Here is a 14164-nt window from a genome sequence, read left to right on the forward strand (position 1 = left end):
TCACTGGCCGATGCGGTCGGCGGGGTCCCAGATGCGTACGGTGCGGTCGTGACCGGCCGAGGCGAGGAGAAGGCGACCGCCGGACGCCACGAAGGCCGTGACGGAGAGCACCGCCGCGGTGTGACCGGTGAGGGGGGCACCGAGTTGGGTGCCGGTTTCCGGGTCCCAGATGCGTACGGTGCGGTCGTGACCGGCCGAGGCGAGAAGAGGGCGGCCGTCGGGCGCCGCGAAGGCCGTCACGGCCCAGACGCTGTCGGTGTGTCCGGTCAGGTTGCAGACGGTTTGCCTGGTGTAGGCGTCCCAGACGCGTATCGTCCAGCCCGGACCGGCGGTCGCGAGGAGGCGGCGGCCGTCGCGTGTGGAGACGGCGGCCACCGCCCAGACGGGTTTGGTGCCGCCGACGAACGGTTCGCCGAGCTGGGTGCCGGTTTCCGGGTCCCAGATGCGTACCGTGCGGTCGTGGCTGGCCGTCGCGAGCAAGGTGCTGCCGTCGAGCGACGTGAAGGACGTCAGTGCCTGTACGGAGGCCGTGTGGCCGGTGAGCTCACCCAGCAGGTCTCCGGTGGCCGGGTCCCACATCTGGACCAGCTTGTCCTCACCGGCTGACGCGAGCAGAATCCGTCCACTGAGCTCGAACGGGGCCACAGCCCGCAAGGGTCCCGGCGCGGTCGGCCGGCTGTCGTCGGTGAGCCGGCCGACGACACGACCGGTGAAGGGGTCCAGCAGCAGTACCGTCCGGTCCTTGCCCGTGATGGCCAGGGCGGGATGTCCGCGGAGGAGGAAGGTCGTCACCGAGAGCACCGGGCTGCCCCGGTCGCCGGAGTACATGCTGGTCTGGTTGCCCGTCGCCGGGTCCCAGATGCGCACGGTGCCGTCCTGGTTGGCGGTGGCCAGCAGGGGGCTGTGACCGGGCATCGCGAAGGAAGTCACCGCCCACACGGTGCGCGTACCGTCGGCACGCAGGATGGGCCTTCTGGGCCTGGGCGGGGCGCCTGTGTTGAGCCGGTCCAACAGGTCGACCAGGGCCTGCGCGTGCAGTCTGGGGGGCAGGCCGTCGGCCAGTTCCTCCAACTCGGCCCGCTGGTACGGATCCGAGCTGCGGAGCCCGTCACCGAGAGACCACCGAAGGTAGCCGAGGATGTCATCTCGGCTGAGTTCCCCCAGCCGTATGACCTTGGCGTTCGGGTGCTGCCACCCGTTCAGGGAGTCGGTGGTGGCCACCGTGCAGCCGCGACCGTATGCGGGGAAATAGCGGGGCAGGGCGTCCCCGACCCCGTCCCCTTCCTCGTAACGAAGCAGCCAGGCTTCTGGTGGGACGCCGTCCAGGATGACGAGCCAGCCTCGATATCGGGCCAGCTCGGCCCAGAGCCGGTCGGTGGAGACGTCGGCGCCGGCTGGTCCGGCCATGCCGAGCGCGCGCCACAGACCGACGAGCCCTGCTTCGAGGGAATCAGGGCTGCGCGCATCGATCCAATGGGTGAACGTGTGCAGCTCGCCGTTGTGTCGGAGGTATTCCTGGATGAGGCGCATGCGGCCCACGCCCGGAGGCCCCTCGATGATGGCCAGCGCGGGGCTGCCGCGCTCCGTCTGCTGGAGCGTCGCCTGGAGGGTGTTGAGCTCCGTCGTCCGACCGATCAGGTGCGGGGGATCGAGTGGGCCGATGGGCCGTGGCGGGGTGAGGAACTCCGGGTGGGGCGGGGACGTCATGGCGGCGTCACCGCGGGCCGCGGCGGCGAGTTGCCTGGCGACGGCTCCGTGCCGGCCGGCGGCGTCGCTGAGGACGGTCGCGGCCACCTCGGCGAAGGGAAGGCTGCGCGCCGGCAGCTCCCGGGCCGCGCTCCGCCCTGGGGTGTCAGCGCCGCTCACGCGGGCGGCGAGAGCTCGGAAGTCCAGGGTGCCGCCGAACGTGGCAGCGGTGTGCCCGGACACCTTGGCCAGCACGTCCTCGAGGATCCACACCGAGTCACGGCGCGTCATCTCCCCCAGTAGTTCGTCCCGTACACCGCTCCGGAAGTCGTAGACCACGTCGTCCGGGTCCGTGGAAGCGGTGTGCCGCCGCTGGATGAGGCCGGAAAGGAAGATCTCGGCCAGCTCGGTCTGCCCCGAGTCCGGCACGGTGGCGGCCTGCACCAGCCGCATCACGGGCAGGCTGAGGGGAGCTGCGGCCAGCCGGCAGGCGAGCCGGTATGCGTTCGGGGAACACCCGGCGCGGAAGCGGGCCACGCGTTCGGCCGCCGGCGTGGCGGCAGGTGGGCGACGCGAGACCGGTGCGGAGCCGGGCGGTCGGGCCACGCCGTCGAGCGGCGCGGCCAGCATGCTGACCCAGGCGGACGCTCGCCCTGCGACGAGGTGTGCCCAGGGCGCGAGCCAGGCACCGTCCAGCTCCATGACGGGAAGCCAGCCCGTCGTCGCGCCGGTTGAACCCGTCGTCGCGCCGGTTGAGCCCGTCATCGTCCTGGCCGAGCCCGGCGTCGCCCTGGCTGAGACGGACTCCGATGCGGGGGTGCGGAAGACCGGCACCGGAATGGTCGGATCCGCAATGCGGGCCTGGACAGGAGCCGCGCGCAGCGCCGTACGGTGCCACAGCCTGCGCGGCAGGACCTGCAACGCCGCCGCCGGGCGGCCGCGGGACAGGCGGGCGAGCGAGCCCGGAAGTTCCGTACCGCGCCAGGCCGGACCGACCCCGTCGGTGAGAACCAGCAGGATGCGCCGCCCGGTGGAGTCGTCGAGTGGACGGTCCCAGCGCGTGCCGGATCGGTGTGCGGCCCTCCGGACAGCCGAGCGGCGGTGGAAGGAGGCGAGCCGCGGCGTCGGCCGGTCGGTTTCCAGCGCCCAGCACCGTACGTCTGCGAACGACCCGTGCCGCTCCAGGGCCGTCCAGAGCTCACCTGCGAGGCGGTGCCAGACGGCCATGGTGGCACCCGTGTCCACCAGCAGGTCCACGGAGAACCTCGGTTCGTCGGCCGGCCGCCACACGGGCAGCAACAGTCTGGCCTCGCTGCTCACCTGAACGGTGCCCGCCTCGTCGAGCACCGGCGGCCCGGCGCAGTCAGCCAGCTGGCGCAACGGCCTCAGTGCCCTGGCCAGCTCCAACATGCCGGTCAGGGCCGGCGGCCCGGCCACCTTGACCTCGTGGGCGGACCGCGTGCGTCCGCTCCCGGTGCGAGCGGCGTCGACGAAGGGATGGATGGTGGTGGTGGAGGAGGAGGAAGCGGACGGGACCGGTGGACGGTGCGGGGTCCTCGTCGGCGTGGGGGTGAGGGCGCGAGGTGCCGGCGTCGACGGCGTGGCGTCAGGCCGGCGGGTGTGACGAGTCGGTGGGGTGGGGGGTGAGGCGGCGGTGCCGGGGGAGGGCTTGAGGCGCGGGCTGTCCGTCGGCGACTCGGTGGCCTTGCGGGGCTGCCCGGTCCCTGGCCTCGTCGACGGCACCGATGGGTGGGGCGGCTCCTCCTGTCGGGTGTCGTCCCGCTGTCCGATCCGCTCGGGAGTTGCCGCTCCCGCCGGACTGCCGCTGTCAGAATGCGCCGTGATCCCCGCGATCCGGGCGATCCACAGGGCGTCAGCGAGGTCCTCGGGAAGCGGCCCACCGCTTCCGAGGTCGAGCAACTGGAAGATGGCGTCCCGCAGCTGCGCTGACGCCAACGTCTGCTCGGGCGCTGTCTCTCGTGGTCCGGGCACTCGGTCGCTCACTCCTGGCTGCTCACTCCGGGTCACTCACTCTGGCCCGGCTGCTCACTCCGGGTCACTCACTCTTGACCGCTCACTCCTGGTTGAGCGGGCGCAGAAGGACGTTCCGGACCAGGTGCTGGCCCTCTTCGCCGTCCCACAGGCCCCGTCCCGCCATCAGCAGGGCGTTGAGCAGTTGATCGTTGGCGAGCTCGGCACCGTCCTCACGTTGTCGCCGTAGGAACTCGGCGATCAGCTCTTGCGCGCGATCGGCCGCGTCCTGCCCGTCCCCGCCCATGTGACCCAGGTGCGCGGCGACCATCGCGGCGAGCCTCGCCTCGTCCGGGGGTGCCATGTCGAGCCTGACGCAGCGTCGTAGGAACGCGGTGGGGAACTCCCGCTCGGCGTTGCTCGTGAGGACGACGAACGGGAACTGGGAGCAGCGCACCACGCCACCGGTCACCATGGCGGTGTGGTGCGGGTCGGCCGTCATCACCCGCTGTCTGCCTGGTCCGAGCCTGGCCAGCTCCGGGATCTCGAACTCGCCGTCCTCGAAGATGTTCAGCAGGTCGTTCGGGAGGTCGAAGTCGCTCTTGTCGATCTCATCGATCAGCAGAACGCGCGGCAGGCGCCAGGGCAGCAGCGCGGTGCCAAGGGGGCCCAGCCGCAGGTACGAGCCGATACCGGAAGCCATGCGCTGCCTGCGGGGCCTGACCAGCGCACTGCCGTTTCGGATCCCGGCGTCGTGCAGCCTGCCGATGGCGTCGTAGGCGTAGAGCCCGTCGCCGAGCGTGGAACGGCTGGTGATGGGCCACCGCAGCACCGGGCCGAGCCCCAGCTCATGGGCGACCGCGAAGGCGAGGGTGGATTTCCCCACGCCCGGCCTTCCGGTGACGAGCAGCGGCCGCCGGAGGTGCAGGGCGAGGTTGACGAGCTGGATCTCCTTCTCGTCCGCCTGGTACGCCGCAACCTGACGGGCTCGACCCAGCCGACGTGCGGTCGAGCCGTCCACCGGCTCCGATGGTGGCTCACGGAGGGTGTCCCCTTCGCCCTCGAACGCCCGCGCGAAACGTCGCCAAGGAGGAGCCTCGGGCAGGTCCTCGACGCGTCTGTGCGGCACCCCCGTGCCCCGGTAGACCCACCATGCCTCTTCGCTCATGCCATCCCCTCGTACGGCGAGTCCTGGGCCGGATCCACGCAATGTGGATCGTCGTACAGCAAAGTGATGCGCTGGCTCACGTGCTCTTCGTCGAACCGGCCGGCTTTCCGGCATTGCAGGACTGCTTCGGGAAGCTCGGACAGGTGCTCCGGTCGGTGCCGGCGCAGCGCGGCCATGACCTCGTCCGGATCACCGGCGTCCCGCCGCCACAGCATGACGGGGACGCCTTCCATCAGCAGTGCGTCATGCACGGCCTCCCGGGCGGCGGGCGTCAGGTCGTTGTAGGGCACGGACAGACCGATGCAGGCCAGATCGCTGCGCTCACTCAGCCATTCAGCCAGGTCTCCCGGCTTCTCCAATTCCAACGAGGGCCATTCGATGCCGCTCAATACGTCGGCGTCTTGGTTCGATACGTCGGCGTCTTGGTTCGATACGTCGGCGTCCTGGTTCGATATGTCGGCATCCGGTCCCGACGACAGCAGATTGCCCCATCGGCGGCGCCAACTCGTCGGGTTGATCCAGGGGTCGCTGTAGCGTTCCAGCGAGCGGATGACGACCGGATAATTGTGCCCGAGCGCCTTTCTGGAAGGCCCGACGGTCCAACATTCGGCCTCGTGGCCCAGCAGGGAAGCGGGCAGCAGGAATTCGATCCTGACCCTGCCGCCGGCTCGATGTACCTCGTGGGCCAGTTCTGCCCAACGGGCCAGCTGTGGAGGGGCTTTGCGGATGAGCTCGTCCTTGCTGTAGGCCTCGTCATGCATGAGGATCCTGATCCGCTGCAACGGGCCGTCGGGCAGCCGCTGCCGGTAGTAGGCACTCCGCAACAGGTACCGGCTGTTGGGCAGATGGTCCGGGCCCGTGGCCTCCAGACGGATCTGGATGATCAGGCGGTCGTCGGCTCCCTCCGCGGGCGGCGCGTTCAGATCGGCCAGCAGGTCCCGCAGGTGCGACCCCTGCCGCGTGCGCACGACATGCGGGTCGTCGCCGAGCAGGGCGACGAAGCGGAGGAGGGGCTCGGCGACCGCGGGTCCGCGCCGGTCCGCCAGCCACAGCAGGATCTCGGGGACGGTCCGGTGGTCTGCGGCGAAGGTGCCACCGCCGCTCTCCGCCGCGTACCGCGTCAGCGTGCAGGGCGCGAGGCTGTCGTAGGGGATGCTCCGCAGCACCTCTATCAGCCTGAGCATGCTCTTCTCCGGCAGTGGGGCGAATCCGGCCATGGCCAACACGGTCAACTCCAGCCACGGCAGGGCCCGGTCCTCGGGCGCGTGGTGGCGCAGGGCGTCTCCCAAGGGCATCAGGCTGCCGGAATCCAGCACGGCTCGCACGATGGCCTTCACGTGTTCACGCGGCACGTCACGTTCCGCCACCTCCATGTGGAGCCCCATGGTGGTCAGGACGTCCCTGCGGAATTCGCGGCGCTGCATGTCGGGGAACGCGCAGAGCAGCGTGCACAGCAGCGTCTCACGGAAGCGCTGCGTCACCTCTCGATCGGTTCTGCTCACCCCGTGCCGCCCCGTCTTACTCGTCGCCCGCACGGTCTCCGACGGCCCGCCTAACGAGCAGCCCGAGCTGGTCCAAGGCGCGGTCGTGCGGTGCGAGTTCCGCCATGGCGTCGTACATCGCACGCAAGGCCGCCCGCTCGTCGCGGTAGTGCCGACAGCGGTGCACGAGCCGCCCGAGGTGCTCCCTGCGGCCGGCCCGTTCGTCGACTTCGAAGGCGTACGGCATCCCCAGGTTGCGGCCCATGGCTTCCAGGAGGTCCTGCCGCCCGTCCTGCCGCCCCAACGAGGGGAACGCCAGAAGACTCTCCACCAGCTCGGAGTCGCTGGGTGACGGCGGCGGTTCCCGCCGGAGGTTCTGCCCGTGCCCCGCCGCGTGGAGAACCTCCCGCAAGGCCGATACCGGAACGAGCCAGCCGCCCCTGTCACTGCGGTAGTCCCGGCTGCCTTTCAGCACGCCCACCGTCGCACCGTCCGGGCCGAGCAGCATGCTCCCGCTGAAGCCCGGACGCACCCCGTCCCCCAGGAGGCGTCGGTACTTCCCGGAAGGGCCCGCGACGTGGAGCCGCAGCGTGTCGGGCTGAACGCCCGGCGTCGGAGTCTCCATCGAGAAGCCGAGGGCCGCCACGGGCAGACCCGGCGCGGGATCCGCGGTGGCCAGGTCGGCGATCGGATGCCCGACCCAGCCGGGCACTTTCAGCAGCGCCAGATCGGGATAGGGGTGGAAACGGGGGTGGCGGGCTTGATCGCGGGCCTGGCCGCGGTCCTGGTCGGGAGCTTGGTCGCAGGCCTGGTCCGGCGGCCATGCTCGGACGTCCCCGGGCAGGACCTTGTGCGTTCCCGAGGCATGGTGGATGACAAGGTCCCCACCACGCCCGCCGCGTACGACATGGGCAGCGGTGGCCACCAGGCCGGGTGCGACCAGGAAGCCACAGCCCTGGAACGCCTCTCCCCCGGCGATCCACACCGCGCAGGCGTGCGTCACGTCACGTGCGCACACTTACCGCTCCTGCCCCTCGCTCCTACCGGTACCGGCCGACGCCCGGCGCGAGGCCAGATCCCAGGACAGCCGGACGGTGAGGCCGGCCTCGCTGCCGGCCTCGGCGACGATCCCCATGAGCCGGCCGGACTTCACCGCGAGTTTGAGCCCGAACTCGACCTCGCAGGCGTCCGGATCCCCCGCCGCCGGGCCGGTCACGGTCTCGGCGGCCCAGCGACCGAGGTTCCGCACCGTGTCACGTACCTGGTCCAAGGTCAGGGCCACGGCTTCGCCCGTGCGGGCGGCGGCCCGAGTACGAAAGTCGACGTCGCCGTAAGCGTCATCCGACTCCTGGAATCGCAGCTCGCCGATCACTTCGGCTGCCACGGTGGTGCCGTCGCCCAGGTCGATCGTGACCGTGCCGGTCTCGGTATCAGTCACCGGAGTTCCCCTGTAACCGGAATCGCCAGAAAGTCTTTACATTGGCCGAAATAGCCGAAAAATCTTTACCAACGTACGCCAACGACGGGCGGAGCGAAGGGCTTTCCCGCATTCCGCCCGATGCATCCGCTGCATCCGCCAGCTCCGCATCGTCCACCGACGGTAGCGGCACGACGACAACCGACGGTAGCGGCACGACGACAACCGAACGGTAGCGGCACGGCGACAGAGGGGGATGCGGGAACAGCCACGACGGCTCCCCACCTCGGGTCGCCCCTTCCGGCCGCCCTTCCCGCCGCCCTTCCCCGAGCCCCCCGAGCCTTCGTTCCCCTTCCCCAGCGCTCCGCCGGGGGATCAAGGGAACGAGCAGGCTCAGAACGTGCCCAGCTTCAGCAGGGACAGCAGGGCGACCAGCTGGATCGCGGACGCGCCCAGCGCCTTCGGCCACGGCAGGTCGTGGGAACGGGACACCATGAGGGTGAGCAGGGCGCCCGCGCCGATCCAGGTGACACCGCCGAGGACGCGGACGAACGACTCGTCGCCGCCCATGAAGACCGCGAACAGCAGCCGCGGTGCGTCCGTCAGCGACATGATCAGCATGGAGAGGCCGACCGTCGGCTGCCACGCACCGTCACCGCCGAGTTGGCGGGCCAGTGTGTGCGTCACCACACCCATGATGAACAGGCTGATGACCAGCACGACGCCGGTCGTCAGGACGATCGGCACGGCCGTGGAGATCGTGGAGTTGATCGCGTCCTCGCGGGCGCCGTTGAAGCCGAACACCGCCAGCAGACCGTAGAGGAACGTCACGGTCAGCGCGGTACCCCACATCGAGTAGTCGCGCATCTGCATGAACGTCTGCCGCGGGCGCAGTACGACGCCGCTGATCAGGTCCTTCCAGTGCAGCCGCGGGCCCACGGGCGGCGCGGCGGCCTGGCCGGCGCGGTAGGTGCCGCCCTCGTTGTACGGGTCCTCGCCGATGCTGAAGGACTGGGTGTGCCCCGGGTTGTTCGCCGCGTAGGAGTCGGGGCCCGAGCCTCCGTAGCCCTCCTCCTCGCCGAAGTACTCCGGGCCCTCCGGTCCGGCCGACGCCTGGGCCGGCTGCGTCCACGACTGCCCGTAGGGCGGCCGGGAGCCCGTGGCACCCTGCGGCGGCGCCTGGGTGTGCGGGTACCCGTAGCCCTGCGAGGGCTGCGGGTACGACGGGGGCGCGGCGGGGCCGCCGTACTGCGGCGAGGCCGCGGCCCGGCCGCCGTGCGGGGCCTGCCCGCCGTACGGTTGCTGTTGCGATTGCGCTTGGGGGCGGCCCGCCCGGCCGCGCCCGATCCTGAATCCAGCCACGTCATCGAACGTACCCGCTCCGAGGAACTGCCGTACGGGCACCGAGCGTCGGGCCCCTCATTGCGGCCGAGCTGTGACATCCCCTAGGGGTGGCCGACGGGGGTCCCCGACGGGTTACGCAGGCATGACCGCAGGCTGCCCCCGAGGGTCCTCGGGGTTCCCTCTCGGTCCCTCTGGGTTCCCCTGGATTCCTCTCGGTCCCTCCGGATTCCCCTGGATTCCTCTCGGCCCCTCCGGATTCCTCGGGGACAGCCCCTACGCCGCGCCCGTGCGTCCTTTCAGCTGCTCGTCGATCACGGTCACGGGATCAGGCGGTCGGCTACTCGTCGACCGCCGCCCCGTACGCCGCCCCCGTGTGCGGCGAGCCGAGCGAGCCGAGGCCGTAGCTCCACGAGCCGGTCGCCGTGATGCCGCCGGAGGCGGCCGGCAGGAACCACAGCACTCCGTCGCCGGAGTTCTCGCCGGGGGCGGCGGCGAGCAGATCGGAGCGGCCGTTGCCGTCCGGGTCGACGAGGCGCACCTGGGCGCCCCAGCGGTCGCCCGGCTCGTCGGCGCCCGGGATGTCGGGGCTGTCCTGCGACCAGGTCCGCACCCCGGTCGTCACCAGCCCACCCGGGTCGCCGCGCAGCACCGTCACGCTGCCCGCGTCGGCGACCGCGTCACGGTCCTCGCCGGGTGCGCCGATGGCGACGTCCGCGTAACCGTCACCGTCGGTGTCGGCGACGGACACGTCCGCGCCCCACTCGTCGCCGGGCTCGCCGACGCCCGGGATGTGCAGGGAGTCCTGGGACCAGTACTGGTCCTGGGTGTCGGCGACGCCGGGCCCGTCCGGGCCACCGAAGTGCACGGCGATCATGCCGCCGACGTACCGGCCGCCGTCCAGCGGCTGGGGCGCACCGGCCACCAGGTCGTCGTAGCCGTCGCCGTTGATGTCGCCGGAGGCGACGGCCGGGCCGCCGGGCAGGTCCCGCACCCAGGACACCCCGTCGTCGGCACCCGGCAGGTACGCGGACCAGCCGTGCCACACGTCCGTGCCGTCCGAGGCCTGGCCCTCGTCGACGCCTGAGATGACCAGGTCGGCGTAGCCGTTGCCGTCGTAGTCGCCGGTGGTGAGCGAGCGTGGCGTCAGGACGCGGCTGCCGTCCTGCTGCGTCTGCTGCGTCTGCTGGCCCTTCTGGGTCTGCTGGCCCCTCCGGGACTTCTGGGGCTTCTGGGTGTCCGTGCCGGCCGGCAGCTTCAGCTGCTGCACCGACCAACGCGCCGGTTGGCCCGCCGCGGACTCGGTCTCCTGCCGTAGCGTCCCGGTCACTCCCCCGGGCCGCGTCTCGTACGTGAACAGCCGCGCGTACTGCTCGTCGAGCACGGCGAGCGTGTCGCCGGGGGTGGCTCCGCCGAACCGGGCTGCCGTGACCGCGCTGCCGAAGTGCGCGTCGGGGGTCGGGTCCAGGGCCACGAGGAGGGTGCTTTTGACGCCGCTGAGGCCGTCCGCCGAGCCCCAGAGGATCACGACGCCGCCGGCGTTCGACCTGCCGCTGAAGTCGTCGCCGGGGATGCCGATGATCGCGTCGTCGTACCCGTCGAAGTCGAGGTCGCCGCTGGCCACGGACGCGCCGAAGTGGTCCTGCGGGTTCGCGACGCCCTCGATGCCGGGCGTGGCACGAGTGAAGACGTGCGCGTGGGTGGTGTCGAGGCCACCGCGCCCGCCGTACTGCACCGAGACCAGCCCGGCACCCTTCGAACCGCTCGCAACGGCGTTCGGCGCGCCGGTGAGGAGGTCGTCGTAGCCGTCGCCGTTGAAGTCACAGTTACGGTCGTCGGCGCGCGTGCCGCCGGGGGCGCCGGCGGAGGCGACCGGGGCGGTGAGGATGACGGCGCCCGTCATCAGCAGTAACGAGGCCGCGACTGTCGCGGCCGAACGGTGGATACGCACGAGTACGGCTCCCAGGTCCGGAGGTGGCCGGGCGGGGTGGGGGGCTCCCGGACTTGGGCCCGTTCCTGGTCCGGCACCCTCTTCGACACCGGTCGGGACGGAACGGTTGCACGCGGTCGTGTTCGTATGCGTACGGGGCGTACAGCGGCGCGCGTGCACGGCTGTGCGTGACGGTGGAGACGCACGTGGCCCTCAAGCACGCACGGGGCGGCCGCCGGGGTTCCTTGGAAGGATCCCGGCGGCCGCCCCGCGCATGGCTTGGCTACCGGCTAGTCGACGGGCTCCGGCTTGGCCGCCCCCGTCGCGCCGGAACCGCCGGAGCCGCCGGAACCGCCGGCCTCTGAGCCCTCGGCTCCCTTCGCTTCCTTGGCACCCTTGGCTTCCTTGGCACCGTTGGCTTCCCTGGCCCCCTTGGCTTCCTTGTCGCTCTCCGACTCCGTGGAGCCGGAGTCCGTGGCGTCAGCAGAGCCGGTGGAGCCGGCAGAGTCCGTGGAGCCAGCAGAGTCCGTGGAACCCGCCTCCGAAGACGCCTCCGGCTCCGAGGAACCGCCGCCTTCACCCTCAGGACCCTCTTCGTCCGCACCCGAATCCGCATCCGCCCCCGAGTCCGCATCCGCGGCACCGGCCGGCGTCCGAACCGAGTCAAGCAGCAGCTGCGCCACGTCGACGACCTGCAACGTCTCCTTCACCGCGGTGGCCGTGCCCGAGGCACCGGCTCCGGTACCGGCTCCGGTGCCGGCGCTCTCCGCCGCGGCCTTCTTCCCGTTGACCGAGTCGGTCAGCATGACCAGGCAGAACGGGCAGGCCGTGGAGATGATGTCGGGGTTCAGGGAGAGCGCCTCGTCCACGCGCTCGTCGTTGATGCGCTTGCCGATCCGCTCTTCCATCCACATCCGGGCGCCGCCCGCGCCGCAGCAGAAGCCGCGTTCCTTGTGGCGGTGCATCTCCTCGTTCCGCAGGCCCGGCACCTTGGCGATGATCTCGCGGGGCGGCGTGTAGACCTTGTTGTGGCGGCCCAGGTAGCACGGGTCGTGGTAGGTGATCAGGCCTTCCACGGGGGTGACGGGGATCAGCTTGCCCTCGTCGACGAGGTGCTGGAGCAGCTGGGTGTGGTGGATGACCTCGTACTCGCCGCCGAGCTGCGGATACTCGTTCGCGATGGTGTTGAAGCAGTGCGGGCAGGTGGCGACGATCTTCTTCGCGGACTTCGGCTTCTTCGTCGACTCGTCCTCGTCATCCTCCCCGAAGGCCATGTTCAGGGTGGCGACGTTCTCCATGCCGAGCTCCTGGAAGAGGGGCTCGTTGCCGAGGCGGCGGGCGGAGTCGCCGGTGCACTTCTCGTCGCCGCCCATGATCGCGAAGTTGACGCCGGCGATGTGCAGAAGTTCGGCGAACGCCTTGGTGGTCTTCTTGGCCCGGTCCTCCAGGGCACCCGCGCAGCCGACCCAGTAGAGGTAGTCGACCTCGGTCAGGTCCTCGACGTCCTTGCCGACGACGGGAACGGGGAAGTCGACCTCCTTGGTCCACTCGAGGCGCTGCTTCTTGGCGAGACCCCAGGGGTTGCCCTTCTTCTCCAGGTTCTTGAGCATCGTCCCGGCCTCGGACGGGAACGCGGACTCGATCATCACCTGGTAGCGGCGCATGTCGACGATGTGGTCGACGTGCTCGATGTCGACCGGGCACTGCTCGACGCAGGCGCCGCACGTGGTGCAGGACCACAGCACGTCCGGGTCGATGACGCCGCCCGCGGGGAAGCCGCTGTCAGGGTCAGAGTCAGCCTCAAGGGTTCCCACGAGCGGGCGCTCGGCCTCGGCGAGCGCGGCGGCGGGGACCTGGGCGAGCTGCTCCTCGGTGCCCTTCTCCTCGCCCTCCGTCGTCTTGCCGCCGCCGGCCAGCAGGTACGGCGCCTTGGCGTGGCCGTGGTCGCGCAGCGACATGATCAGCAGCTTCGGGGAGAGCGGCTTGCCGGTGTTCCAGGCGGGGCACTGCGACTGGCAGCGGCCGCACTCGGTGCAGGTGGAGAAGTCCAGCAGGCCCTTCCAGGAGAAGTGCTCGATCTGGCTGACGCCGAAGACGTCGTCCTCGCCCGGGTCGGTGAAGTCGATCGGCTCGCCGCCGGAGGTCATCGGCTGGAGCGCGCCGAGGGCCGTGCCGCCGTCCGCGTCCCGCTTGAACCAGATGTTGGGGAAGGCGAGGAAGCGGTGCCAGGCCACGCCCATGTCCGTCTTCAACGCGACCGTGATCATCCAGATGAAGGACGTACCGATCTTGATCAGCGCAACGAGGTAGACGAGGTTCTGGAGCGTGCCGAGGCCCAGTCCGCGGAAGGCGGCGACCAGCGGGTACGACACGAGGTACGACGCCTCGTAGCCGCCGACGTGGTGCAGCGCGCCCTCCAGACCGCGCAGCGTCAGGATCGCCAGACCGATGATCAGGATCACGGCCTCGACGAAGTAGGCCTGGCCGAGGTTGGAGCCGGCGAAGCGCGACTTCCGGCCGGCCCGGCCGGGCAGCGAGAGCTGCCGGATGGTGATCAGGGTGAGGATGCCGAGCGTGGTGAAGATGCCGATGAGCTCGACGAACACCTCGTAGGGGGCCCAGTCGCCGATCAGCGGCAGCGCCCAGTCGGCCTGGAAGAGCTGCCCGAAAGCGTTCACCAGCGTCAGTACCAGGGTGAAGAAGCCGACCGCCACGAACCAGTGCGCGACGCCGATGATGCCCCACCGGTTCATCCGGGTGTGGCCCAGGAACTCCCTGGCGACGGTGCCGGTACGCCGAGCTGGATCGTCCGACCTCGTCCCCGCCGGCACGGGCTGGCCGAGCCGCAGGTACGCGACGATCTGCGCGATGGCCCGGGCGAACAGGGCCACGCCGACCACGGCGAGAACCAACGACACGATGATCGCGGCGAGTTGCATGGAGGCTCCTCGAACCTGGGGGTCCCTCCCTCCCAGGCCTACGGCGCCGGGGGAGCGAGCGGATGACCAAGCCGTTCGGCAAGCGCGGACAGGACACGTTTACTGAACGGTAACTTAAGCATTCCGTTCGAGCGTACCCAGTTCTTGCCATGCAATGTAGCCAGCGGAACGGTGATCTACGTCGCCTGCCGTTCCCGGGTGTGGCACGTGTGCAGGTGCGGCGCGGGATGC

At 70.7% G+C, this 14164-nt stretch carries 8 protein-coding genes; all 8 read right to left on the reverse strand.

Annotation, left to right across the window (positions count from 1 at the left end):
• The gene (locus NQO67_RS35515) at positions 1-3678 is read right to left on the reverse strand and encodes an SAV_2336 N-terminal domain-related protein (protein WP_255954564.1); all 3678 of its coding nucleotides are present in this window, start codon (positions 3676-3678) and stop codon (positions 1-3) included.
• A gap of 82 nt (positions 3679-3760) precedes the next feature.
• Entirely contained in the window at positions 3761-4825 is a 1065-nt protein-coding gene (locus NQO67_RS35520) for an AAA family ATPase (protein ID WP_255954565.1), read from the reverse strand.
• The gene (locus tag NQO67_RS35525) at positions 4822-6327 is read right to left on the reverse strand and encodes a VMAP-C domain-containing protein (RefSeq protein WP_255954566.1); all 1506 of its coding nucleotides are present in this window, start codon (positions 6325-6327) and stop codon (positions 4822-4824) included. Before NQO67_RS35525 ends, NQO67_RS35520 begins: the two co-directional genes overlap by 4 nt.
• A gap of 16 nt (positions 6328-6343) precedes the next feature.
• Entirely contained in the window at positions 6344-7324 is a 981-nt protein-coding gene (locus tag NQO67_RS35530) for a trypsin-like peptidase domain-containing protein (RefSeq protein ID WP_255954567.1), read from the reverse strand.
• On the reverse strand, positions 7325-7744 hold the full coding sequence (locus NQO67_RS35535; RefSeq protein WP_255954568.1) for a CU044_2847 family protein: 420 nt from the start codon (positions 7742-7744) through the stop codon (positions 7325-7327).
• A 372-nt stretch (positions 7745-8116) separates the two neighbouring features.
• Positions 8117-9085, reverse strand: coding sequence for a YIP1 family protein (locus NQO67_RS44410; RefSeq protein ID WP_255954569.1), 969 nt, complete (start codon positions 9083-9085; stop codon positions 8117-8119).
• Between the two features lie 319 nt (positions 9086-9404).
• A complete protein-coding gene (locus NQO67_RS35545; RefSeq protein WP_255954570.1) occupies positions 9405-11015 on the reverse strand; it encodes an esterase in 1611 nt (536 codons plus the stop codon).
• A gap of 269 nt (positions 11016-11284) precedes the next feature.
• On the reverse strand, positions 11285-13933 hold the full coding sequence (locus NQO67_RS35550) for a (Fe-S)-binding protein (protein ID WP_255954571.1): 2649 nt from the start codon (positions 13931-13933) through the stop codon (positions 11285-11287).
• Positions 13934-14164 lie beyond the last annotated feature (231 nt).

Origin of the sequence: Streptomyces odontomachi (assembly GCF_024435355.1) — a bacterium.
GTDB lineage: Bacteria > Actinomycetota > Actinomycetes > Streptomycetales > Streptomycetaceae > Streptomyces > Streptomyces odontomachi.

Bases quoted from the DNA above. Each gene is read 5' to 3' on its own strand.
- NQO67_RS35520 (WP_255954565.1), bottom strand. From the start codon at position 4,825: ATGAGCGAAGAGGCATGGTGGGTCTACCGGGGCACGGGGGTGCCGCAC.
- NQO67_RS35550 (WP_255954571.1), bottom strand. From the start codon at position 13,933: ATGCAACTCGCCGCGATCATCGTGTCGTTGGTTCTCGCCGTGGTCGGC.